The following is a 24,148-nucleotide window of genomic DNA, read 5'->3' as shown; positions in this document are numbered from 1 at the left end:
GTTCCTGCGTTACAATACCTAAATTGTGTTATGGAGAAGGTATACGATTTCTTTTGGAAAAGGAGTGATAGGGATGAGCAAGCCGCGTATCGCGGAGTGGACAGAACTGCGGGGTCTTGCCTACCTCGCTGTCGTGCTTCAGCATTGCATTGGTGAATATATTTACCGCAGCGATATCCAGCAGCCGGATTCCGTTATGCTCGCAATGCTGTACCATTTGACACGCTTTGGCACACCGACGTTCGTTTTCCTGTCTGCGGCGCTGCTTTTTTATAATGGTAACAAACCGATTGGCTATCCCCGTTACATTGGCAGGCGGTTTCGGGATATTTATCTTCCTTTTCTCTGCTGGACGGTTGTGTATTGGGTATGTAACCAGAACTGGTCGACGGCGCAGTGGGGAAATATTTATTTTTACAAGGGCATGTTCGAGGAAATGATTATACCTGTCAGCGGATATCATCTATGGTTTGTGGTGATGATTTTTCAGTTTTATATTTTGTTTCCCTTATTTGCAAAAGCAGCCGGGCATGTACAAGCGTTCCTCCGTCGCTACAGCACCAAAAAACGCAAACAGCTCGTTCTGATTGTAATGCTGACAGCAGCGGCGGCCTATGCTCTGCTCTTGCAATGGTCCTACTATGACATGTCTGCATGGAGCACCCGTTTGCCGTCCTTTTGGCAGGACTTGTTAGATTATCGCACCTATAACTTTATTATGTACTTTTTCTATTTTATGCTGGGCGCAGTGTGCGCTTATATGACGGACACCTGGCGGGGGCTGGCCAAACAGACGTTGCCGTGGAATGTATTTGTCTTTATTGGTCTGTTCATGCTCATGGGTCACACGATGCTGATCCAGTCGGGCAATACGATTAATCTGAACATTTCCACCTATCTCAAGCCAAGTACCTTTGTGCTGATTGTCTCACAGTTGCTTTTGTTATATGGACTGCTGCTCCATTTGCAAAAAGACCAGCGCTCCGAGCCGTTCCGCCGCATGCTGAACTGGATCGGACGTTATTCCTTCGGGGGATATCTGGCCCATGCGCTCGTACTGGCCTTCATATCCTACTTCACCCGCCCGCTTTCACTGGGCGATCATCATTTTACGGCGACACTGCTTACGTTTGTCGTCGTGGCAAGCGTGTCTCTCGGCATCAGCTGGCTGTTTGCCCATCTGCCGGGAGGCAACTGGATTGTCGGCTCCAAAGGCAAACAGCGCTTGACCTGGCCGTTTCGGTTTCAGCCGCTTTCCTCCAAACGCGCTTCCAAAAGCACGCAGGAGCTTGGCTAATAGAAAAAGAGAGGCTATATCACTAAAAAAGGACACTCCCGATTCATTTCGGGAATGTCCTGTTCTAATGAAAAAGGCCGGCACATTGGCCGACCTGATCCATCTTCAAAACAACTATGAGATAATTACAATTCTCCCCGTGAAGTACCTATACGAACTGCGAGTTCACCAGACATGTAAGCATTACCTGAGGTAAGGCTCACATAAAACTTACCGGTAGACCAAGCATTCGAGCTAACTTCACTATAAATCTGGCCAGGTTTTACAGTTCCAGAAAGCTTCTGCGTACCTGATGGTGAACCTTGATTTACGGAAAACTTAATTGGTTGGTCGCCGTCATTACGTATCCATACTTTAACATATCCATATCTTGAGGGAATTTCAAAATCCTCTGTAAGCTCTGTATTACGAAGAGTTCTATTGACCACCGATTTAGTTTCCTGAGGAGTAATAACATGATCTCCCGTTTTTGGCGTATTCACATCTGTCGATTCATTTGCAGACTGAGTCACTTGTACTGAGTCTGTTGTAGCTGGTGCAAGATCGGTCGTAGCTGCAGCAGAAGCAGTTAATGGAATGGCAACGGCTAAAGACAAAACAGATAATAATGAAGCTTTTTTAATACTTTTCATATTCATAGCCTTCTCTCTCATGAAATTTTGTTGTACCTAAACTGATCTTAACTCACTCTAATTGAATGGAATGAATAATAAATGACCACCTCTTTCCAAGACAGGAATGGTCTTTATTAATCAACCCCAGTATGTATAAGTTCCAATTTTGCTATATGACTAATAAAGAATTTCCAAAAGTACAGCAATATCATTTAGCAGCTATACTTTCTACATTTTATATGTCAGCCTGGCTACTATTGCGAATGCAAAGTATGCATCTCCCTAACTTATTAACATATTATTCCATGAACATGTATTTTATTTTAAAATAAGTCATTATATAGAATAATGATAAACGTTATGAGGGAGAAGTCACAGTTTTCAATAAAAAGAATGGGGGGATGGACTGAATATAGCATCGTCTTGTCAATGATTTGGCTCTAAACATAGTGAGGCAGATTTCTGGTGAAACATACGGTTGTACTGATTAATCAGTTCATCCAAAAGCATAGACTGCTCAAGTACACAAGCGTGTCCGAAGCCATACTCTTCGTAAAGCTCATGCAAGTGTTGTCTGGCGTATTCCATCTGCTGAATTAACGTTAACGTTTCATCCCTGTTCATCCTGCATACCTCCTAGTGAATCTCATTTTAGGAGGTAATGAACAAATACTTCATGTCCTTTTTTGAGCCAAGAAATTACAAAATAATCCAAAAAAAGACCAGCAATAAGCTGGTCCATTGTAATGAATATGAAGATGATTCCTTGGATCAAGATCCACTAACGTGTCCATTAGTTTGGATTATACCATAACTTGGATTCCCAGCTTGCACTGGTACTGCGAATACCCGCAATAAGCTAGTTACCGTCAAGAAGAAAACCATCTTTTTGATCAATTTTTTCCCATAGACTTTGCAACTGATCTCGGGTTTCAGAAACGGCATACGCTTTGAATCGTTCAAATAACATTGCACAATTATGCGAAAGTAGTCCTTTATTAATGAATTCAGCCTTTTCCCATGCATTTAGCAGACATTTGAAACCATATGGATATCTACCTTTATTTAGACTGTACTTAGCCATCTTGTACCAAAACCGTACGTATTCTTCCGGTAAAACTTGTTGTGTATACATGTCAGAAGATGACGGTTCCTGATAAGCTGCAATTTGGGACTCAAAACGCTGTAGAATATGGTCCACATCCACATTGTATCGGTTGGCTACTTCAATGACGTTTAGTAGCTCGGCAAGAATCTCTTTTTCACCAGCTATGTACTCCACGTAATCCGACAGGACACTAACATCTCCAGACATAAGTCTGTTTACGTAAGTATTAATTTTCGCCCATTGCTGATATTGCTGCTTCCAATAAAGCGCATCAGGGTCCTTCTCCTTCACCCAACTTAGATCGGTATAACGACGAATGTGTTTTAATGCCTGTTCATGATCTCCTTTTGCATCGCAAGCACTAGCACACAGAAGTTCGGCGTAAGTTATGTATACAAACAGCGGCCTACTTAGCTTTTTTCGTGGCTCTGTCTCTTTTCGCTTGGAGTTGTGAACCAAATTATATTGGAGCTGTCCTAATTGACCCATTTGAGATGAAAATTCATAAACCTTGTCCCACAAACTTAATGATCTGTACACGTTTGCTAAATCTTTTAAAGCATCTAATTGCTCTATCTCGTCCAAGCGATCAACAAAAGGGGCAAATTCGGTGGCAGCTTGAAGATTGACAGCCCGATCATGTCCGATGTTGATTTGGAACAGGCGATACTGGCAGATCGCCAATCGCTCTGAATGCTGGTGCTTCTCACTTTCAGCCACCTTCTTGTACAGGTATGCTGCTGCTTCATTGTAGCCGTCTTTATACACATTTTCTGCAACTTCAAAGAGCGACGGCGGATAAGTAAGGTTATCCAACAACAGAATTACAACTCGCTGCAAGCAGTCCAGTCGCCCTAGCTCAATGCATCGGTATAGGAATGGGCTGATTTTTTTCCAGTTTAGTGGAGATTCTTCAATGCACTCTTCAATGTAACGTTCGTAAAAATAATCCAGGGGTAAATTCATTCCCGCAGTAATGCAATCCAATTGGTGAACAGAAATAGAACGATTGCCCGTCACAATGCCACTAACTGTACCTACATTCAAATCAATAATGCGACCAAATTCGGTCATGGTTAAGCCTTTTCGTTTTAGATAGGTTTGAATTTCTGCCTGTATCGTAGGTGTGATTTCCATGGATAAACCACCCTTTCAGCGTGAACTTTAAATTAGTACAAATTTCAACAAAAAAATGGATTGGAAAACTTATAGTATAGTTAATATTTTTTCTATTCATGATAATACCATCTTCTGGAACAACAATAAATGCTTTTATTTTATTGCTTTTTATCTTTTTAATAGGAGAGTATTGGTTGATGGGCGTAAAAATGACAAGGAATTTAGAAACTTTTGGTAGACTCGTAATTCCCAAAGAAATACTCATAACCTGTGATATTTGTGCAAATGATGCTATAGAATTTTTCACAGATGAAGAAAAAGGTATCCTATCCCTAAAAAAATACATTGGTCAGTCTTGTAAGTTTTGTCAATCTACCGAGGGATTAAGTTACTTTAAGAGTTCTCTTATATGTACAAGCTGTAGATATATGCTCAAGAGTCATCCAAAGCCCGTGTAAGTCAGCTCATACCAAAAATGCTTGATCAGGCAGGTGACGGTTAAGAAAATAAAAGGAGAAGATCACTTGAAGAATACAGGTATGACACGTTCCTTGGATACGTTAGGCCGGATTGTTGTTCCTAAGGAAATGCGAACCTCTATGGGTATTGATGTTGGCGATCCTTTAGAATTTTATGTAGATGTTGAAACAGGATTTTTGAGTATGCGGAAGTATATTGGAGTCGCCTGCAACTTGTGCAATTCGGTTGAGTCTTTAACCTATTTCAGGGATTCATTTTTATGTAAAAAATGCATACTCGACCTGAAAGGAAACATAGGTGTGAGTCAAATTCCTGCTCCTGCTGTTAAGAAACCGTACAAAGAAAAAAGAGCAAATCGGTCGTCTTCAAAAAAACTGGCTGAACAACTAAGAAGACTCATGAGTGAGCATCCTACAGCCAAGCAAGGCGACTATGCTAAATGGCTTGGCGTGTCACAAGGTCGTATTTCCCAGCTTAAAAAGCTGTTATAGGCATCGCTCACCATTATCCACATTTTTAAGGATGATATGAACCGTGCGAGTAATTTTTTAGAAAACTTGAAAAAATACTAATGACTCGTTGTATTTATCGACTCCAAATTGCCTATCTAAGTGAAGAGCGAAATTGATACAAACACCAAAAAAGAATGTGGAGCCGTTCTGGTGTTTGCGACTCCATCAAATTCACTCTCAATAAAACAATTGGAGGCGTCTAACAATGGGTTTTCACATTCTTGCTAATTTTCCGGCTAATCGGGATTACAAAGGTATTCTGAAAGTATACAACGACAACGGTAAACTGGTATTTGGCCCTGTCGAAGCTTTGGGGCGCGGGTCAAATGATGAAGCGAACGGTGGCGACCATACCAACTGGAAACGTAAAAATGCAGATATCCCTACTGGTGTAGCTAAATGTAAAGTTTATGCTAAGGGTTCTTCGGAGTATTCTTACGGCCCCTACAAACGTGTATGGCTAAATGAAGCAGTAAGCGGGAATTTCCTAATTGCTGCACAGAACGGTCGAGATGAAATTATGGTCCATGGTGGAGATCCTGCTCCAAGCTCTTCCGCTACTTGGTATCCATTACGCCCAACCTATGGCTGTATCCGACTCTCGAATAGTGATCAGCAAGCACTGATTCAAATCTTGGAGGCAAACGGAAGTTCAGGAAAAATTACAATTTCCGAGGTTTAAAAAAACCAGGGCGGGAGCAACTCCCGCCCTTCTTGCTCGTCAATTTGCTTCGTATTTATCAAGCTTTAACCATTGTTGAAATTCTTTTTCACTTAATTTTTTAACAGTCTTCACTTTTTTAGTGATCATAGAGTACGTATACAGTCTTTTTTGATCCGATGGATATTCACTTATATAGTTGAATTGATTCCCATTTTTATTCCATAAAATCAAACTTGTACTAATGTAATCTGTTTCTCTAGGTAAAAAAGTAAACGCACCTTTTTGGGAATCATAAATAGCTATGGAGCTTTTGGCAGGATCTCCGTATGAGAAAGCAAGTTGGTCTGCTTTTGGTGACCAATTATAGGAATTTATTGTTTCAATATTTTTCTTGCCAGCAGCGCTTAACTGGTCATTTAATATTTGATGCTTTCCATTTTTCATATCCATAAGCAGCACCGTCTCCCCTGCGCTACGTCGTGTTTGTATAGCGAGCCAATCATTTGAAGGTGATACTGAAATACTCGATATATCACGCAGCTTATCATCAAAACCATCTGTTTTAATTGTGTAGTTCTTTTCTCCTTTTTGGATCGTTATTGATGTAATAACGCTTTTTTCAGAGCCTGGTACATTTTTCAGCTCCGTTTTTTTCGCCGTTACCGTAATATTCTTTTCTTTCCAAATCGCTTGGCCTTGGCTCTCGCTCTTTTTAAATTTTGTTATCGACTGATATACTGATGGATTTTGGGTTCCTGCATTAGCCATAGAAAGGCCACTCAAGCTGCCCACAAGCACTATACTCGACAGGAAAGCAGTAGCATATTTTGCTCTTAAATTCTTCATTTGAATAGCTCCTTTATAAAATGTATTGACCTACAGATATTTAGTACCACAATTTTGTTCCAAGCCTTTCCTAAAATGATATCTATATACATAGACGATCAAATCGAAATTTTGTTGCTTTTCTCAAGAATTTTACAGATAAATTTTAGATGAGCATAAAGAAGCGTCCTACCAGAAAGACCGACAGAGCCGACTGCTGTGACAAATTTCTCTGACAAAACCTGTTATTTTTGAAATAGTGTAGATACACGAAACAGCGCAAAGAATGGAGAACCTATGGCAACGACAAGGAAAAACAAGCAATCTTCGCTGGAGCGATCAGCCTCAGTCTGTACCTGCATCAATCTGCGCCGTTCCTCAATGGCTGTTACGGGACTGTATGATCGGTATCTGGCCCCAAGCGGACTCAATATTAGCCAATTCTCACTGCTCAAGCACTTAACTGTGCTGGGACCGGCAAGTGTAAGTGAATTGGCGCTGGAGATGCGGCTCGACCGAACCACGATTGTGCGCAATTTGAAGGCGCTGGAGCATAGCGGATATGTGGAGGATACATCTGCTGAGGGCAGTCGCAACCGCTGCCTTACTCTGACGGAGAGTGGAAGAACGACATACAACGACGCAGCAGAGCTTTGGGAGGAGGCGCAGCGTTTTTTGCAGGAGTCATTGGGAAACGGGGAGCTGCAGATACTGACCGCACTCTTATCCAAAATTGAAGATTTGGGTTTGTGATTAGTCACCTTCTTACATGGGCATGGGGTGATGATCAATTCGTGTATATACACGAAAAAGATTGAAATGTTTATCGCGGTATTAAGGAAAGAATGCTTTGCTGTGAACAATAACCACGGAGAGGGATGTGGATAGGATGGTTGAATCCGTACCGGATATGAGAGAAATCATCGCAGCCGAGATGAAGACCTATGTGAGCGAAGACAAAGGCAATGTTTGTGAAGAACTGCAGAGTCCTTATTACGAGGAGCCGATTATTCAATTTGCCGAGGCCAATGATCCTTTGTTTGAGGAGTACAAAAGAGTGGTGGGACCCGACCACGCCACGCCGCAGGAAGCATTTGAACGTTCCTTTGGAATGGGGAGTTTTGATGGAGGCACCGTTATCAGCGTTGTGCTGCCGATCAGCGAGACGATCCGCAAGGCTAATCGTGCCCAAAAAGATAGAGCCTCCAGGGAATGGGCGCTGCTGCGAACCTTCGGCGATGAATATTTTGTACAGTCTGCAAGGCGGCATTTGACGGGATATTTAACAGGCCTTGGTTACCGTGCGGTTGCGCCGCTGGATGCGGATTGGTACAGCATCCATGGCGCCGCAGGGGGGCCGGTCTCCAACTGGTCGGAGCGCCACATTGCATATGCTGCGGGTCTTGGCACCTTCAGTATCAATGACGGCTTCATCACCGAAAAAGGAATTGCCATCCGCCTGCTGTCCGTGGTGACCAATCTCAAAGTGTCGCCTGATGCCAGAACATCTTCAGCAACAGGCCATACCGGAAACTGCCTGCTGTGCAGCAAGGGCATCTGCGGTGTGTGCATAACCCGCTGCCCTGTGCAGGCCATCAGCAAGGACGGCGGACATGACAAAATTGCCTGCATGGAATTTGTGTACGGTCAGGCATCGCGGGACTTTGCGGTGCTCAACGGCGGCGAGGCCAAAGCGGGTTCCGGCTGCGGACTGTGCCAGACCAAGGTGCCCTGTGAGAGCAGGAATCCGATGCGGACCGCCCGGTGAATATGAAAACCTTGAGAACCGCCATTCTCAAGGTTTTTTTAGTACAAAAGGATCATGCTAGTTTTAACTTTTTAACTTAGTTTTCATTAACCGAGGTTGAGGGGGTCCCTGGCTCTTGCTTCAATTGGGCTTCATGTGGAGTCCCGGACTTACGGTCGAATGTAATCGGGCCTTTACGGTTCACGAGCCGTTTCAGATCCACGGTCATTTCATTTTTCAGCTTATCAATGAGCTGTTCCTCTTTGATACCTTTACTTTTGGCGATATCGACCAACGATTTGCCTTGTCCCAGCTCATTCTCTAACCGGGCAGGAGTGATACCCAGAAGCTTGGCGATCTTCTCGTTCAAATGGTAATTCCAGCCGCCTGGCCCTTTACCATGTCCGTGTCCATGTCTATGAACATGTCCTTGCCCGTGATGATCCTGTGGTGCAACCTTCCACTGATGAGCTTCCCCTTGCGTTGATGCGTTGGGAGCAGGAGCTTGCAATGGGTTGCCCGGTTCGGTACCGGAAGCTCCGGCAGCCCCCGCAGTCCCATACATCATCACCCCTCCATATAGAATAGCAGCGGTCAATTTCCATTGATTTTTCATGATGCAGACCCTTCTTTCGTCCTTTTCATACTATATTTTCTCTTTCTGCTTTTTTTATTCACTCTACAGATTTTCGTAAAATCCTTAATGTAAAAATAACAAAATGTTGAAAATTGCAATCTGTTTTATAATGGCGGGTAACAACTAGATATCGCTATAAAATTATCTATAAGAGATGCAGGTGATAGCGATGGAGTGGTATTTTGCATACAAAGATGAATTGGAAATTGTTTTCCGTCAAGCGGAAGAACGGACAGCCGCGTTTCCTGCTCCATTTCAGAGTCAGGGCTTGGACTATCTGGCCCGTTTTAATCCGTTAAGGGAAGACAGCACGCGAAACTACATATGCTATTTGCTTCCGTTCTGGCTGCAGGAACTCACCGGGCTGGCTCCCGAAATTTGTCGTAAGCTGTCACTCGGCAACGTGTTCGTCATGGCTCATTATTTGATTCAGGACGATGTGATGGATACAGCAGCAGACAACCGCAAAATGCAACTCGCTTTAAGCCAATTGTTCTATACCGAATGTTTGGACCTATACCGGGACCTTTTTCCGGCGTCCTCTCCTTTTTGGACGTATGCCCGAACGTATATCGGTGAATGGGCGGTTAGTGTGACATCTGAGGGAACAAAGGACTTTTTTCAGGGGGAACGACATCAGGTGGCGCTGAAAGCCAGTCCGTTAAAAATGGCTGGCACGGGTGCTTTGCTGCTCTCTGGGCGGGCCGATCTGATCCAGGCCATTACAGACATGACAGATACAGCGCTGGTTGTACTTCAAATGTCGGATGACTGGGCCGACTGGTCGGAGGACTTGGAGGAAAATAGCTACAACTGCCTATTGTCCCACATCAGCGCCGAGCAGAAGACAGCTTATCGCGAAGGACTGGGACCAGAGCAAATTCGGGAGGCGATTTATGTACGCGGGGCGCTTGCCAGTTACGTGAGCATTGCTGATCAAGCGGTCCAGCAGTTGGAAAATCTGGAGCCTGACATCCCTGGACTGCGTATGTTCACACGTTCGATCGCAGAAGAACTGGGTGAAGAGGCGGCAGAAATTGAAACCGGACGTTCACATTTGCGAAGAGGCGGACTGGATTTTTGGCTCTCCAAAAATATGAAATAATGCTAGATTTTTACGAGACTTTCGTGGTATACTCACTAGGTAAATATAACCAATTGAATGAGAGGGTGATTTTTGATGGCTACTGAAGTTCTTCAAACACAAGTCATTCAAAAAGCGTGGGAGGATGCCAGTTTTAGAGAAAAACTGATGACAGATCCCAAGTCTGCAATCCGTGATGTGTTAGGAGTCGTTATCCCCGATCATATCCAAATCAAAACACTAGAGGAAACACCAGATCAATTTTATCTGGTCATCCCTCCAGACCCTTCAGGTGTGCTCGCTTCATCTCAAAAACCACGCTCCATGTGGTAAATTTGTTTTTGTAGCTTACTGGTTTTATAATCCTTAAACACCATGCGGGTGGGTTCAGCAAGCTTCCTTCCGTTTTCCCTAGCACAAAAAGCCGGATATTATCCGGCTACGGGGAAGCGGATGGTCGCTTCTGTTCCCACTCCTTTTGCACTTGTAAAAGATATTTTGCCGTTCATCGTTTCAATAATCCGAAAGGTCACCATCATGCCCAAACCTGTGCCTTTGGTCTTATTGGAAAAGTAAGGCTCACCCAGTCTGGATAAGGTCTGCGCGTCCATTCCTTCTCCATTATCCCGAATATGAATAACAGCTTCCCCGTTCTCCACATAAGCCCATATATGAATATGACCCTGATCTCGCAACGCTTCAATGCTGTTTTTAATAATATTGATGAACGCCTGCTTGAACTTGGAGGAATTCCCACGCACTTTGATTTCCTGGGGAATATCCAAAGAAATTTTGCCGCCTTGCAAATTAGCCATCGGACTGATGATTCCTTCAATATGCTTAAATTCATCCAGGATGGACAACGTTTTGGTCTGCTCAAATTCAGGCTTGGCAAATGTCAGAAAATCGGTGATAATCCCGGAAGCACGATCCAGCTCTTCCAGCGCGATATGCAGATAGTCTTTGTTTTTTCCATCCTCCTGCTTGCTCATCAACTGGAGAAATCCACGGGTAACCTGAAGCGGATTACGTACCTCATGAGCTACAGATGCAGCCAGATCGCTAATAATCTCCATTTTCTCCGAACGCTGAAGCTCATTATTGAACATCTCTAGCTCTCTGGAATATCGAACCACCTGCTTATGCTTTTCTGCCAGCCTTCTGCCCAAAATCGCAATCAGCGCCAGCACAAAACCGAACACGCCCCATTTCCACAGAAACATATTGTAGTGTCCGTCCCTAATAAAGAACCAGGTCAGCTCACCGATGGAAATGACTGCGAAAAAAGCAAATCCTATCGATAAAATGATCGCTTCGTGGTCTCCCTTAAGCGCCATGCGAACCGAAGCAAATACCAGCAACACAAGTAATGCCACGAGTAAAACACACAGGATGATTACACTGAAAAAATAATATATATCGTTTAACCGCTCCTGTACCCCTAAATTCACAATCATCATTGTAAAGCAGAACAAGGAGTAGGCGGTTAGTAATTTTCGAAACTTGCGGATTAGTATGATCGAGTTGATATTTTGTTCAAAAAAGTAAGCTAATGAGGGGAGCAGAATAAACAACCCTACATCAAAAAGCTGTAAATAGAGCTTGCCGTAGCTACGATAGAACGTATACAGGAAGGGTGAATACGTCACGATCATCAGACCAATAGACAGCACGATTGCGCTTAAGGACAGCCACATTGCTATGCTTGGACGGAACAGAAAAAATGAGCAGATCAGCAACACCAGAGCTATAAATATAAAGGTACTGCCCAGTACGATATCCAGAACATCCATTCTGACCAAGGTTCCCAGCAAATCACGATAATCACCAGTCATCACATTTCCGATAATGCCCAGTCTGTTCTTGCTGCTTTCCGTCCATATGTATAATGTTTTACCGCTGTCTTCCGGTTTAAGCGGGATCAGAATACGATTATTTTCATAGTTGTATCCGCGATAGGACTCATAAAAATTGATGCCGTCCTTATACAGCGTAATATGTCTGCCATAAATATTTTCAAAAAGCACCGCTGGCGTTTCATCATTCAGCGTTGGAAGCTGAAGACGAATCCAGGCAGAGCCGGTATTCGCGGGCTGCTTGAACAACTCTGAATCATCATTAATATGCATCCAAACTTTGCTTGGGTCCCGCACCTCATCAAGTGATCCATCCTCCCCTTCCACTCCCCATCTCATATCCCAGGAGGATATCCGGTATTCCATTTCAGGGGTCGTTTTGGCCGCATAGGCGGGTAGGCCTATCGACAACAGTATTACAATGACCGCCAGCAGGGCGGCGACAGCTTTGGGCACAAGCCTCATGTTAAGCACCTCAAAGTTACATAGTAGGATTTACAAAATTGTATACGTTTTATCATTTTTCAACGTCTGGAATAATATTATTCTATACGATGATGTTCATACCTTCTTCATAAGAAGGGTATCATGTTCTTTTTAATCATTTTTTGTCAAATCTTCATATTGATTGATGATGATTTCCTGTCCTCTTTATCATATCACAGCAGTTACCGAAAAAAACGTTCATTGGGAATGGCAACATCCCGATTTCGCATGATTTTAACCTCGTACAGACACACTAACCCAAGGTTTAATCGTTCTGCCGTTTGGGTAAGGTCGGAATAAGCAATAAACTAACAAAGGAGCTGGAGTACGATGGCAAACCGGGATCATATAAATGATGAGCTTCATGACAACGATTTTGAGCCTTCCCTGCAAAATGCAGAAACGAATTGGGAAAACCTGACCGAAGGACCGGATACTCCACTGGAAAACGTTCCTGATGCCGATGATTTATCCCCGGACAGCCCTATTGACCCTTCCGCACCAGCGGAATTTCTACATGGTACGGATTTACTGAATGGTGCCGATGGGAATGAAAATGACGAAAGGAGTTGAGGTCCGTTATGTATAAAGATCCCATGTCTCAGGCGGATATGGCATATAAACGCTACAAAGCCTTGAATCCTGTGGAAGAGGACGACCGCAGATCTGCGGACAAGTCCAATACAGATGATACCGAGCAATATCTTGTCGAAGACATTCCGCGAGGTGTCGCATCGGCAAAGCCCGTGCCCAACGACCAGGCATGATCAGGGAACACATATGGAAGTAAAAAGGGTGTCTCCGCAAGCCACACAGATGATGAATGGCTGGCTTGGGGCACCCTTTTTCTATACGTATTTTTACAAAGGCAGCAGCGCGATCGTTGATTGGGCTTCCAATCCCTCGACCATTTCATTCCATGCCGCAGGCTTGTTCGGCAACACCGTGTAGTAGCGGCGCAGAAAGGCGGCCACTAACGCTGCGCTCACCTCGTTTGCGCTGTTATCCTCGGGCATAAAACCCAAATTCAGCCCTTCTACAGCGACACCATCGTTATTCCAGGATGGATGTACATAGTCCAGATCCAGTCGTTTGTAGCCCAGATGAGACAGTACCTCACGCCGTACATACGGGTCCATCGGCTTGACGCCGCCAAAGGTATGATCATTGCCACGATAAGGATCATAAATTTCCGCAAACATCCCCTGCAACCGCTGTCCGCTGGCCTGAGCAAGCGAATGCAAATCAGCCTGACGACGCTTCCAAAGGAAACGACCAATACCGAGTCCCGGCTGTCCAATGATCGTAAAGTCCGTCATGGCTACATTAAAATCCTCGTAGTAGCGATATTCGGTTGCACCGACCACCTTTTGGTCCTGTACGGCGACAAAGACACGGATGCCCGGGTCTTCCAACGGTTCTTTCCACAGACTATACTCCAGCACTTCCTCCGGTGGGAATACCTCCTGCATTAACTGATGCATGCTCGAAAATAGCGGATCTTCTATATGGGTAATGCGATGATATTCCATATGGGCATACTCCTTTTAATTTAGTGATGTAGTGATTCAGTAATCGGTATGAAACGGATTTCGCCATTCCATCAAGGCCGCATAATTACGCGATTGTTCATCATCCAGATAATCAGGCATGATACCAACAGGCACCCGCCCGCAACGAAGCAGGAACGTTAACACCGGGTCCTTGAGCTCGCCGGATACTACTGCATCTACATACGCTTCTGCGCTTAACTGGTCGGCATGATGCTGATAACCGGGCATACGTCCCGCACCCAGCAAACGATCCACTCCACGTTCAATGACAAGATGATATAAGGAGAAAATCAACCACTTGCCCAGCCCCAGTCTACGATAAGCGGGACGAACGGCCAAGTCGATCACATACAGCGCGTTACCGTCCTCACGATGGGTACGAATATAACCGTCGTCCGCGACTTCCTCCCATGTATGCTGGGGATGCTCGGGATCATAATGCATCAGCAGGCTGGTCACCGAACCCGCCAGTTCCCCCTCAATTTCCACGCACAGCGCTCCGTCTGCAAAATGCTCAACCTGACTGGCAATCTGCTCCCGGCTCCACAATAGCTCCTGCGGATAGGGCGGCGGAAAGCTCTCCTGCTGAATACGCAGCAGCCCCTCATAATCGGCTATGGAATAATTACGGATGACCGCCCGCAGCGGGCGATCTCCGTCAAAGACAAACCATTCTTTGCGATACATGACGACCTTCCTTTCGTTAGCTCCAGTCTGTGTACAAATCCGTACGGCGGTCACGCCATGTGGTCACTGAGCCGCGCTCGCGTACATCATACAATAGCTGCAAATCCAGATCGGCGGTGACGATCATATCGTTGTTTAGTTCACCTTCCACCATAATGCCGCGTGGCGGAAATGGAATATCATTCGGTGTAATGACTGCCGCCTGTCCATAGTTGGCCCGCATAAAATCAACCGTAGGCAAAGCGCCTACCGTGCCTGTCAAAACCACATACACCTGATTTTCAACCGCTCGGGCGTGGCTTGTATACCGTACCCGGTAAAAGCCGTGGCGATCATCCGTACAGGATGGACAGAAAATGATATCTGCTCCCTTCGCCTTCGCCATGCGTACGATTTCGGGAAATTCAATATCATAGCAGGTCAGCATCGCTATTTTCCCCTTGGACGTCTCAAACACATTGAGTCCCTCACCGGGAGCCATATTCCATTCATGCACCTCAGTCGGTGTGATGTGAATTTTGTCCTGTGTGACTACGCGTCCGTCCGGGTAAAACAAGTGCGCCGTATTATATAAACGTTCGTTTCGTTGCACCACATGGGTACCGCCGATGATATGCATCCCGGTCCGGCGGGCGAATGAAGTGAATAATTCAAGATAGCGATCTGTAAAATCCGGCAGGTCGTTAATGGTCAGGGCCTTGCCTTGACTGTCACCAATCGACATGAGCTGGGTCGTAAAAAACTCGGGAAACAGAACAAATTCCGCACCAAATTCCTCGGCTGTTTTGATATAATGCTCCGATTGAAGGGCAAATTCCTCAAACGAATCAATCGTATGCAGATGGTATTGAACCGCCGATACTCTGATTTTGCTCATAATTCCTCCTTGTACATAACGTCTTTTAGATGGCAAGGGATTCCCGTTGCTGTTCACATTATAACCGATTCAAAACCGGGCGAGAACCGAACCTGACAAACAGGTCTTGCCTTCTGCACCTACTTTGTTTAAAATAAGGTCAACTCTTTTGAATCACATGAACAAAGACATGGACGGAGACAAGTAAACGTCTACCCGGATTTCCACAGAAAGGTACGAATTGCTGAGAGCGTACCGAAATCCCGCGTTGAAATTCACTCCCGAGTCGAGCCTTGAACCAGCATAAGGATTCATTTCTTATCTGCACTAGAGGTTTCCGGAAGCCCCCGTTACGGGCATCAAGCTCAGAAGTAGCTACTGTCGGCTGGAATGACGTTGACGACTTGTATGTATACTTCTGTAATTAGGGTGGTACCACGGCATTCGTCCCTTGCGGCGAGGGCCTTTTTGTGTTATTTTCTGAAAAAAGATCTATGGATTGACAGAAAAAACAATTTTTATTCGTGAAAGGATGTTATGTATGTCGACAAATGAAAATTCTTTGGAGCTGCTGCGGGAACAGCTCGATGCTACCAACCTGCAATTGCTGGAGCTGCTGTCGCAGCGTGCTGAACTGGCCGGACAACTTGGTAAATTAAAAGAAGCTCAAGGGGTGCCTGACTTTGATCCGGTGCGCGAGCAACAAATGCTGGACAAACTGATCGCGGCTAACCGCGGACCGTTCGACGACGCTACGATCCGCCAGTTGTTCAAAAATATTTTCAAGGCTTCCCTGAACTATCAAAAAGAAGAACACAAAAAGCATCTGATCGTCAGCCGCAAAAATCAGCCGGATAGCACAGTCATCAAGGTTAAGGACACGCTCGTTGGTGGCAAAGCCTCCGTTATGGTTGCAGGTCCCTGCTCGGTGGAAAGCTACCAGCAAACTCGTGAAGTCGGTGAAGCTCTGAAAGAGGCAGGCGTTCCGATTCTTCGTGGTGGCGCGTTCAAGCCGCGTACGTCTCCGTATGATTTCCAGGGACTGGGCATCGAGGGTCTGCAAATTCTCAAACGCGTAGGCGATGAGCTGGGACTGGCTACAATCAGTGAAATCGTCGACCCAAGACATTTGGAGGAAGCGATCCAATACATCGACATCATTCAAATTGGTGCGCGTAACATGCATAACTTCGAGCTGCTCAAAGCTGCCGGCGAAACAAGAACTCCGATCCTGCTCAAACGCGGACTTGCTGCTACAATGGAAGAATTCCTTCACGCAGCGGAATACATCGTTTCCCGTGGCAATACGCAAGTCATGCTGATTGAACGCGGTATTCGTACGTATGAGAAATGGACTCGCAACACGCTGGACATTTCCGCCGTGCCGATTTTGAAAAAGGAAAGCCATCTGCCTGTTCTGGTCGACGTGACCCACTCCACAGGACGTAAGGACATCCTCGCTCCTTGTGCCAAGGCCGCACTTGCTGCTGGAGCTGACGGTATCATGGTGGAAGTCCATCCGAACCCGGCAGTCGCTTTGTCTGATGCCCAGCAACAGCTGAATATTCCTGAATTCCACAACTTCCTGTCCGAAGTAAAAGAATCGGGTTTGTTCAAAGTGAAATAAAATAAATCGCTTTCATTTTCTCGGATTATGATGTAATATCAAATCAGGATTGTGACTGATTATGCAGGCAAAACCTAGATACATGTATGCTCAATTTCTTTTTGACGCATAATGTATTTAGGTTTTTTTTATACCTAAAACTAGATATAAAACCATCAATGTATATACAGTCTTAATCCTAAAAAAACACCATGTGTACGTTCAGGAAGGGGAAAAGAAAATGAGAGAAAGAAAATGGTTAAACGTTTTTCTATTAGGTATGATATGTATTTTGATTATCAGTGGTTGCAGCGGCGGAAAAGCTCCTGCTGTTGCAAAGGATGAAAAAGCTACTCCAGCAAAAGAACAAGTGGACAATAAAGTAGAAGCTAAAGCGACGAAGGCTAGAACCGTTATTACGACCGATGGAGAAGTCGATGATATGAATTCGGTTATTCGCTTCCTCCTCTATTCTAATGAAATGGACTTGTCCGGTATCGTACTGACCAGTTCCGTGTACCATTATGCAGGTGATGAAAAAACAGGCATAAAGCCATTCAGATGGACTGGAACTCAATGGGTAACAGATATGATCGATGCTTATGGAGAAATTTACCCTAATCTAACTAAACAAGCCGAAGGATATCCAAAGCCTGAATATATTAAAAGCGTTACCAAGATAGGCAATATTTCATACAAAGGTGAGATGGACAAAGAAACAGAAGGATCTAATTTCCTTAAAAATCTCTTCCTGGATGATGACAAAAGAGATTTATATGTACAAACCTGGGGTGGCACAAATACTACAGCCAGAGCTTTAAAATCCATTGAGGACGAATATAAAAATACAGCTCAATGGGCTGACATCCAAAAAAAGGTGAGCGATAAGCTCGTTCTTTATATCATTTTGGATCAGGATGACAGCTACAATAAGTACATCGCAAAAAATTGGCCGGACATCAGAATTATCAATGATCAATCTAACTTCTGGCATTTTGCATACGCTTGGAAAATGCACACAGAAGAAGTCAACAGCAAGTTACACGGGGATTGGAACTTCAAGAATATCCAAAATGGTCACGGCAAATTGCTCGATATGTACGCTTTGATGGGTGATGGAAAAATGATTCCAGGTGAATTGGCTGAAGAACAAAGAGGCAGTGACACTTATTTAAAGAAAAATCCACAATATGATAAATATGATTTTATCTCTGAAGGAGACTCTCCATCATTCTTCTATCTGATTGATAACGGTCTGCGGAGTATGGAAAACCCAACCTATGGTGGCTGGGGAGGTCGTTTCGGTGTGGTTAACGATAAATTATTTAGAAATACTGTGTTAGACTATGATGTGTATACGAAAAAATTTGAAGCGGAATATTCTCTGATGAGATGGTTTGATGATATTCAAAATGACTTTGCAGCTCGTGCAGATTGGGCGATTGCATCCGACTATAAAGATGCCAATCATAATCCAACTTTAAGCATTAAAGAAGGAGTAGATGTAGCAGCTAGTCCCGGAGAGAAAATAACACTGCATGCAGAAGGATCAGACCCGGACGGCGATCAATTAACCTATAAATGGTGGAGATATTTTGAAGCCGATACGTATGAAGATTCTAAAGTAAAACCCGCGGAAGTGAAGCCTGAATTGCTGGGTAACATGCAGCTTGGACTTCATAGAGAAGTCGCCAAGGGCGAGAAATTAAATACGATTGACCTGCAAGGCAACGATACAAATACGGTAAGCTTTACAGTTCCCGCAGATGCCAAGTCTGGAAATACGATTCATATTATCGCAGAAGTACAAGACAATGGAAAGCATCAGCTAAAACATTACCAACGTGTGATTGTAACTGTAAAATAACGGACGGAACGTCCAATGAAAAAGGCTCATGGAATTAACACTCCATGGGCCTTTATTTATGCATTTTGGACCAGCGCATACTCGTCTAAGCCTTCTTTTCAGGTAAAGGGACATAATATCCTTTGCCATTCGGACCCATCGCGAATTTATTGCGAAGATGGATAAGATTAGGGCCGAATTTGGCTTCCAACTCTTCACGAAACTCATACATGATTTCCATAATATAAACATCATGAATAATCACTTCCGTAATCGGCATCACAAGCCCCGGATGCATCGTCCATGCAGCACGGCTATCATCCCCGAGTGAAAGTATACCGGCCACAACCTCCCGGTCATCTACGCTGAGTACAATCCACCGCCCACCAATTTCGGACGTAATCTCTTCACTCATATCATGGTGGTAAATGGTGGCGAATTCAAAGTTAAGATCTCCGTACGCTACAATGAAAATCTCAACTCCTTCCCGCGAAACTTGCTCTAAAGCAGCTCTGAACACCTCGGCATCCTCTTGCCAAATTTCCATCAAGATACGGTGCTTGGCTCCCTTAATTCCTTCACTTATGCGACTTATAATGGCTTCATAACCCGATATATTCCAAATATTCTCTCTGTTTTGGGACGATGCTGTATACTGCTCCAATGTCTCTTGCGCTACATTAAAAATCTGCTCTGCTTTGCGTTTTCTCTGGGCAATCAATTCATGGGGCGGGAGTGGCACATATAGCGGTGTATTATCCTGACTGACCATAATGTCCCCACGGTTAACCATCCCTGATAATACCTCATAAATTTTGGATCTTGGCACTCCGGAATTCAATGACACGGCGTATCCCGAAAGTGGAGAGCTTTCCAACAAGGTTACATAAGCTTTAGCTTCATATTCCGTAAAATTCAAATCCCGCAGAATTTCTAACACATTTGGTTTCATGACGCATTCTCCTCAAATTCATGTTCAACCTTACTATATCACTTCCCCTTGACAAAAACTGATATACGCACTATCTTTTTATGAGTAGTTACTAAAGTAGCTACTCAAGTAACTACTAATATTTCATTTGATATGAGATCATGTCAGGGAGGATTTCACTTGAACAAAGTCATAGCTATCAACAGCAACAGCAACCGTATCTATTATAGTGCTACGATTTTGGCCCTGCTGATTTGGAGCACATCGTTTATCGCCACAAAAGCAGCATACATCACGTTCCCCCCTCTTACGTTGGGATTATCCAGATTTATGATAGCCTCTGTTGTGTTGGGGATTGTTTTGCTTATAAGAAAGGAATTTGTCAAAATTAAGCCAAAGGACTTAGCTATTATTGCATTTAGCGGTGTTTTGGGAATCACTATTTATTTTTCGATGGAGAATATAGGAGTAAGCCTGACTACAGCTTCCAATGCAGCATTGATTGTCGCCTCCTATCCCGCGATCACATCGTTGCTTGAACTCATGATATATAAAGTGAAACTGTCCAAATATAAAATCATCGGCATTGCACTCGCTATGATTGGGGTATATTTTTTAACCTCGGTAGGCGGAAGCTCGAATGGAAAGAATGAACTGATCGGAAATTTAATATTGATTGGAACTGGTTTTGCGTGGGCATTTTATACTTTCATGACGCGCAAGGTTGTGGACAAATACCCGCCCGTGACTTTATCTTTTTATCAAACCGTAGCAGGCAGTATCTTCTTTATACCTCTGGCACTCATTGAAAAAGATAGCTGGCAAGCTCCGACAACGGGATCGTTTATGTTGTTAGTATATCTGGGCGTATTCTGTTCCGTTATCGCATTTTTGCTTTACAATTACGGATTAATCAAGCTGTCACCGAGCAGTTCCGTTTCTTTAATGAATTTGGTACCGATATTCGGGGTATTATTTTCGGTTCTATTGTTGCAGGAAACCATTTCGTGGGGACAAATTATTGGCGGTTTGGTCGTTATCCTAGGTGTCCTACTCAGTGCACATCAACCAAGCAGCAAATAGAACGGAGAAGTATTATTATGTATCATGTGCTACAATAAAGGGGCGAGTGACCTCACCAAAAGTTTCTCGCCCAGTCGGTTGCATTTATGCAGTCGGCTTTTTTTCTTTTACATAAAAAAGGCGGTTATATTGATTAATGAGCTTGTCCAGAATCATAGATTGTCTGAGCACGCTGGCGTGACTGAAACCATGTTTTGCTTGCAAAGCATAAAGCTTTTGTCGAGCTTTCTCCAACCGTTGACGCAAAATGTCGTCCCTTACCATGATATAACCCTCCTTGTTGTATCCTTAGTTTAGAGGGTTATGAATAAGTTTACTAAAAGTAAAGGTTTGGGATAATTATCTATAATCCAACAAAAAAGACCTGCTACGAAAGCGGGTCTACAAGGCTAAAGCTAATTACTATAAGGGTCAAAAAATTTCTGGATTAAATATGCTCTATTATGAATTGGATTAGGCTTAGAGCATATTTTAATATCAAGAATGATCAGAAACCACCATGATGTCCTGTGGGTTCGAAAGTATATCCTTTCTCTTGATATGGGTAAGGAATAATTACTACCATCAATAACGCAAAGCTAGTCACCAATAAGGTTAAAACCATTTTATTCTTCATCTTCGTCCACCTCGTTAATCAAATTACGATAAACTGCCTTTACCTCAGAGGATGCTTTTTCTCTAAAAGACTCAAACAGTCTCATACATTTGATTATATATGCTTTATTATTAATCACAGTAGATTTTTCCAAACAGCTTAACAAAAATGTAAAACCATTCAAAAACATACCTTTACGCAAATAGTAGATGGACAATTCAAATGCAAAATGAGTAAAGCGTTCTGAAATGAATTGTTGATTGTACACGCCTACCCCATTTTGTTGCTCCAGAAGAGATAGAATCTGCACTTCAAATCGCTTGAGCAGATCATCTACGTTCATATTATAACGATTAGCCGCCTCAATGATGTTATCTAATGCGGGGAGAACTTCGTCTTCCTTTGTAGAAAAATAAGCTACATAATCAGAGAGTACGCTTACATCGCCTGACATAAGCCTGTTTACATACGTATTGACCTCCGACCACTCCTTAAACCGATTCTTCCACTTCAGGGTCGTTTCATCCGTTTCCTTTACCCAACTTACATCAGCGTAAGTGTTAATATGTAGGAGTGCCTGCTCATAGTCTTTCCTTGCGTCACAAACTTCTGCACGAAGTAAATATGAAACTCCCCAGTATACAAATAGAGGGTAAAACGGCTTTTTTGTATTTTCTTTCTGTGCATTTTGTTGCTTACGATCCAGCTTATATTGGATTTCAGCTAAATTCCCCAAAATTTTAGCGAATTTGTTTACTTTGTCCCACTTACGCAATGAGCGATATGTATTCACTAAATCTCTTAATGCATCCAGCTGGTCAATTTCATCAAGACGATCAACGTAAGTCTCAAACTGGACAGCAGCCTCATAATTTTTCTCTGAGTCATCCCCTTGCCTCGTTACGAATAAACGGTACTGACAAATAGCCAAACGTTCAGAATACTGCTTTTTCTCAGTTAGGGCCACATTCTCATAAAGTATTGCTGCTGCTTCATTCATGCCTTCCTCGAAAAACTCCTCGGCAAGTTCAAATAAGGGATCGGAATATCCCAACTTATCCAATAACATATCCACAACTTGCTGAATACAGTCCAGCTTGTTCAATTTTGCGCAATTATACAAAAAAGGACTCATTCTACGCCAGTTCGGGTTGGAATCGGCCAAATATTCGTCAATATACCGTTCGTAATAATAGCCGACGGGGTGTCCCATCACTTCTGTTATTCGATCCAACTGGTAGACTGAAAACTTACGGTTTCCATTGACGATACTACTCACTGTGCCGGGATTCATCTTGGATTCTCTGGCTAAATCGCTAATGTTCAAACCATTTTCATTCATGTACTTCATCATCTCTGCGAGTATCGTGGTTGTATTGGACAAAATAAACCACCCCTTTAAAGTTAACTTTTTAGGATATCGAACAATTTAAGTGAAAACTATGACAAACAAATAATAATATAGTTTTCCGCAAGTAATCATACCATCTTCTGGAATGTTTTCATATACCTTCAATAGAGTTGCTTTGCGACCTAAACTATTGAAAAAGGCTCATGGAGGTCAAGCTCCACGGGCCCTTTGTAATGCACATCGAACAGTTAACTATACTCCACCTATCCGGCAGGATGAACATCCCGATCCGTTGCGTTATTTTTGGCAGAGGCATGGAAAATCTCTCTTCCCTTCGCCCATAACAGCAATGCCGCCACCAGCAACATTCCACCGTTCAACACAAAGATCCAGCGGATCGGCATCCAGCTACACCGTAATTAGCGGCTCCAAGATCATGACGGAAAAGGTACTTAATCCTGCCAGTATGAGCAAAAAGTACAACGGCCGATTAGCAATAGCCTCCTTGATATCGTCACGGACATGCGAACGGGTACTGGTTCCCTTGAAGTTATCCTCTCTAGCGGCAAAGGTCGCAATTAGCGCAGAGACCAGCACAAGCCCCGCAGAGAACAGAAAGGCATTCCGGTTGCCGTAATAATGACTTACCACTCCGCCAATCAACGGACCTATGATGCTGCCCGTCGCCCCGGAGGTTGCCATAATGCCGAGTGCATAACCCGTTTTATCCTCAGGCGAACCCGTTCCGACCAATGCGATGGCAGCAGGAATAAACCCGGAGAGCAGACCCTGAAACAGTCGTACCCCTACGAACACATACGGATCAGTTACAAAGGCACATATCAAATACAATACCGCCAGACTAAAGCCTGAACGAATCAGCATCGGCTTCCGTCCGTACTTATCTGCGAGCGAACCCCAAAACGGAGCAATCAGAGCGCTGGCTAAAAAGGTAACCCCAAAGGCAATCCCCGCCCACAGCTCCAGATGATCGGTCACACCCATTTCCGTATTCAAAAAAATAGGTAAAAACGGAATGGAAACGGAATAGGCCATGCTGCAAAAAAATACACCGATCCACAAAACGACCAGGTTTCGCTTCCAATAAAGATGCATGATGCTACACGTCCCTTCTCCTTATTCCATTATTAACCTCTAAATTAGAAAAGTCCACAGCAAACCTCACCCTTCAGCCGTGGAACAACCATGCA

At 43.9% G+C, this 24,148-nt stretch carries 27 protein-coding genes, 1 pseudogene and 1 other annotated feature; of the genes and pseudogenes, 13 read left to right on the top strand and 15 right to left on the bottom strand.

What is annotated here, in order from left to right; all coding sequences use genetic code 11:
- Positions 1-73: 73 nt before the first annotated feature.
- Positions 74-1,297 (top strand): acyltransferase, encoded by a 1,224-nt coding sequence (locus ABH897_RS10480; RefSeq protein ID WP_283654892.1) that lies wholly within the window; start codon positions 74-76, stop codon positions 1,295-1,297.
- A gap of 125 nt (positions 1,298-1,422) precedes the next feature.
- Here ABH897_RS10480 and ABH897_RS10475 read toward each other — a convergent pair whose 3' ends face one another.
- The 3 genes from ABH897_RS10475 to ABH897_RS10465 all read right to left on the bottom strand — a co-directional run bounded on the left by ABH897_RS10475 (position 1,423) and on the right by ABH897_RS10465 (position 4,156).
- A complete protein-coding gene (locus ABH897_RS10475) occupies positions 1,423-1,929 on the bottom strand; it encodes a hypothetical protein (protein WP_283654891.1) in 507 nt (168 codons plus the stop codon).
- 408 nt (positions 1,930-2,337) lie between these two features.
- Entirely contained in the window at positions 2,338-2,535 is a 198-nt protein-coding gene (locus ABH897_RS10470; protein WP_283654890.1) for an aspartyl-phosphate phosphatase Spo0E family protein, read from the bottom strand.
- A 235-nt stretch (positions 2,536-2,770) separates the two neighbouring features.
- Positions 2,771-4,156, bottom strand: coding sequence for a helix-turn-helix domain-containing protein (locus ABH897_RS10465; protein WP_283654889.1), 1,386 nt, complete (start codon positions 4,154-4,156; stop codon positions 2,771-2,773).
- A 98-nt stretch (positions 4,157-4,254) separates the two neighbouring features.
- Between ABH897_RS10465 and ABH897_RS10460 the strand changes: the two genes are divergently transcribed.
- The 3 genes from ABH897_RS10460 to ABH897_RS10450 all read left to right on the top strand — a co-directional run bounded on the left by ABH897_RS10460 (position 4,255) and on the right by ABH897_RS10450 (position 5,812).
- Complete coding sequence (locus tag ABH897_RS10460; RefSeq protein WP_404591853.1) at positions 4,255-4,596, top strand: peptidase A2; 342 nt, start codon at positions 4,255-4,257, stop codon at positions 4,594-4,596.
- A 66-nt stretch (positions 4,597-4,662) separates the two neighbouring features.
- Positions 4,663-5,109 (top strand): AbrB/MazE/SpoVT family DNA-binding domain-containing protein, encoded by a 447-nt coding sequence (locus ABH897_RS10455; protein WP_283654888.1) that lies wholly within the window; start codon positions 4,663-4,665, stop codon positions 5,107-5,109.
- 226 nt (positions 5,110-5,335) lie between these two features.
- Complete coding sequence (locus tag ABH897_RS10450) at positions 5,336-5,812, top strand: L,D-transpeptidase (protein WP_283654887.1); 477 nt, start codon at positions 5,336-5,338, stop codon at positions 5,810-5,812.
- Between the two features lie 39 nt (positions 5,813-5,851).
- Here ABH897_RS10450 and ABH897_RS10445 read toward each other — a convergent pair whose 3' ends face one another.
- Positions 5,852-6,640 carry a hypothetical protein gene (locus ABH897_RS10445; RefSeq protein ID WP_283654886.1) on the bottom strand — a complete coding sequence of 263 codons (789 nt, stop codon included), beginning with the start codon at positions 6,638-6,640 and terminating at the stop codon, positions 5,852-5,854.
- A gap of 276 nt (positions 6,641-6,916) precedes the next feature.
- On the opposite strand from ABH897_RS10445, the gene ABH897_RS10440 reads away from it, so the two are divergent.
- Both ABH897_RS10440 and ABH897_RS10435 read left to right on the top strand, forming a co-directional pair.
- Positions 6,917-7,372, top strand: a complete 456-nt coding sequence (locus ABH897_RS10440; protein ID WP_283654885.1) for a MarR family winged helix-turn-helix transcriptional regulator — start codon at positions 6,917-6,919, stop codon at positions 7,370-7,372.
- Positions 7,373-7,508: 136 nt separating this feature from the next.
- Entirely contained in the window at positions 7,509-8,387 is an 879-nt protein-coding gene (locus ABH897_RS10435) for a (Fe-S)-binding protein (protein WP_404520371.1), read from the top strand.
- 76 nt (positions 8,388-8,463) lie between these two features.
- On the opposite strand, the gene ABH897_RS10430 is transcribed toward ABH897_RS10435, so the two are convergent.
- Entirely contained in the window at positions 8,464-8,982 is a 519-nt protein-coding gene (locus tag ABH897_RS10430) for a hypothetical protein (RefSeq protein ID WP_283657658.1), read from the bottom strand.
- A gap of 190 nt (positions 8,983-9,172) precedes the next feature.
- Here ABH897_RS10430 and ABH897_RS10425 point away from each other — a divergent pair, with 190 nt between their 5' ends.
- Positions 9,173-10,108 carry a hypothetical protein gene (locus ABH897_RS10425; protein ID WP_283654883.1) on the top strand — a complete coding sequence of 312 codons (936 nt, stop codon included), beginning with the start codon at positions 9,173-9,175 and terminating at the stop codon, positions 10,106-10,108.
- Between the two features lie 75 nt (positions 10,109-10,183).
- Positions 10,184-10,420: an NHLP leader peptide family RiPP precursor gene (locus tag ABH897_RS10420; RefSeq protein ID WP_014280157.1), complete on the top strand. Its 237-nt coding sequence runs from the start codon at positions 10,184-10,186 to the stop codon at positions 10,418-10,420.
- A gap of 98 nt (positions 10,421-10,518) precedes the next feature.
- Here the strand turns inward: ABH897_RS10420 and ABH897_RS10415 are convergent, their stop codons facing one another.
- On the bottom strand, positions 10,519-12,408 hold the full coding sequence (locus ABH897_RS10415; protein ID WP_283654882.1) for a sensor histidine kinase: 1,890 nt from the start codon (positions 12,406-12,408) through the stop codon (positions 10,519-10,521).
- Positions 12,409-12,759: 351 nt separating this feature from the next.
- On the opposite strand from ABH897_RS10415, the gene ABH897_RS10410 reads away from it, so the two are divergent.
- Both ABH897_RS10410 and ABH897_RS10405 read left to right on the top strand, forming a co-directional pair.
- Positions 12,760-13,002: a hypothetical protein gene (locus tag ABH897_RS10410; RefSeq protein WP_283654881.1), complete on the top strand. Its 243-nt coding sequence runs from the start codon at positions 12,760-12,762 to the stop codon at positions 13,000-13,002.
- Between the two features lie 8 nt (positions 13,003-13,010).
- Positions 13,011-13,196 carry a hypothetical protein gene (locus ABH897_RS10405; protein ID WP_044648047.1) on the top strand — a complete coding sequence of 62 codons (186 nt, stop codon included), beginning with the start codon at positions 13,011-13,013 and terminating at the stop codon, positions 13,194-13,196.
- A 93-nt stretch (positions 13,197-13,289) separates the two neighbouring features.
- Here the strand turns inward: ABH897_RS10405 and ABH897_RS10400 are convergent, their stop codons facing one another.
- Genes ABH897_RS10400 through ABH897_RS10390 form a run of 3 tightly spaced genes read right to left on the bottom strand, consistent with a single transcriptional unit; the run spans position 13,290 to position 15,546 of the window.
- Positions 13,290-13,961 carry a GNAT family N-acetyltransferase gene (locus tag ABH897_RS10400; protein ID WP_404591851.1) on the bottom strand — a complete coding sequence of 224 codons (672 nt, stop codon included), beginning with the start codon at positions 13,959-13,961 and terminating at the stop codon, positions 13,290-13,292.
- 36 nt (positions 13,962-13,997) lie between these two features.
- A complete protein-coding gene (locus ABH897_RS10395; protein ID WP_283654880.1) occupies positions 13,998-14,669 on the bottom strand; it encodes a GNAT family N-acetyltransferase in 672 nt (223 codons plus the stop codon).
- Positions 14,670-14,685: 16 nt separating this feature from the next.
- The gene (locus ABH897_RS10390) at positions 14,686-15,546 is read right to left on the bottom strand and encodes a carbon-nitrogen hydrolase family protein (protein WP_283654879.1); all 861 of its coding nucleotides are present in this window, start codon (positions 15,544-15,546) and stop codon (positions 14,686-14,688) included.
- A gap of 161 nt (positions 15,547-15,707) precedes the next feature.
- Positions 15,708-15,980 (top strand) — a binding site (T-box leader).
- Positions 15,981-16,066: 86 nt separating this feature from the next.
- Between ABH897_RS10390 and ABH897_RS10385 the strand changes: the two genes are divergently transcribed.
- On the top strand, positions 16,067-17,152 hold the full coding sequence (locus ABH897_RS10385; protein WP_044648050.1) for a bifunctional 3-deoxy-7-phosphoheptulonate synthase/chorismate mutase: 1,086 nt from the start codon (positions 16,067-16,069) through the stop codon (positions 17,150-17,152).
- 220 nt (positions 17,153-17,372) lie between these two features.
- Positions 17,373-18,998, top strand: coding sequence for a DUF1593 domain-containing protein (locus ABH897_RS10380; RefSeq protein ID WP_404591849.1), 1,626 nt, complete (start codon positions 17,373-17,375; stop codon positions 18,996-18,998).
- An 85-nt stretch (positions 18,999-19,083) separates the two neighbouring features.
- Here ABH897_RS10380 and ABH897_RS10375 read toward each other — a convergent pair whose 3' ends face one another.
- Positions 19,084-19,929 carry a TrmB family transcriptional regulator gene (locus ABH897_RS10375; RefSeq protein WP_283654877.1) on the bottom strand — a complete coding sequence of 282 codons (846 nt, stop codon included), beginning with the start codon at positions 19,927-19,929 and terminating at the stop codon, positions 19,084-19,086.
- A 159-nt stretch (positions 19,930-20,088) separates the two neighbouring features.
- Between ABH897_RS10375 and ABH897_RS10370 the strand changes: the two genes are divergently transcribed.
- Entirely contained in the window at positions 20,089-20,991 is a 903-nt protein-coding gene (locus tag ABH897_RS10370; RefSeq protein WP_283654876.1) for a DMT family transporter, read from the top strand.
- Positions 20,992-21,075: 84 nt separating this feature from the next.
- On the opposite strand, the gene ABH897_RS10365 is transcribed toward ABH897_RS10370, so the two are convergent.
- From ABH897_RS10365 to ABH897_RS10345, 5 genes and pseudogenes are all read right to left on the bottom strand, one after another.
- Entirely contained in the window at positions 21,076-21,255 is a 180-nt protein-coding gene (locus ABH897_RS10365) for an aspartyl-phosphate phosphatase Spo0E family protein (protein ID WP_283654875.1), read from the bottom strand.
- 223 nt (positions 21,256-21,478) lie between these two features.
- Positions 21,479-21,607 carry a hypothetical protein gene (locus ABH897_RS10360; protein WP_283654874.1) on the bottom strand — a complete coding sequence of 43 codons (129 nt, stop codon included), beginning with the start codon at positions 21,605-21,607 and terminating at the stop codon, positions 21,479-21,481.
- Positions 21,597-22,970: a helix-turn-helix domain-containing protein gene (locus tag ABH897_RS10355; protein ID WP_404520381.1), complete on the bottom strand. Its 1,374-nt coding sequence runs from the start codon at positions 22,968-22,970 to the stop codon at positions 21,597-21,599. Before ABH897_RS10355 ends, ABH897_RS10360 begins: the two co-directional genes overlap by 11 nt.
- Positions 22,971-23,200: 230 nt before the next feature.
- A complete protein-coding gene (locus ABH897_RS10350; RefSeq protein WP_404520383.1) occupies positions 23,201-23,341 on the bottom strand; it encodes a hypothetical protein in 141 nt (46 codons plus the stop codon).
- Positions 23,342-23,348: 7 nt separating this feature from the next.
- Positions 23,349-24,053, bottom strand: a pseudogene (locus ABH897_RS10345) (MFS transporter); the annotation flags it as partial.
- Positions 24,054-24,148: the final 95 nt, after the last annotated feature.

The sequence above is a fragment of the Paenibacillus sp. RC73 genome (genome assembly GCF_044908085.1).
GTDB classification, from domain to species: Bacteria; Bacillota; Bacilli; order Paenibacillales; family Paenibacillaceae; genus Paenibacillus; species Paenibacillus terrae_A.
This window is presented reverse-complemented; position numbering and strand designations above follow the sequence as displayed.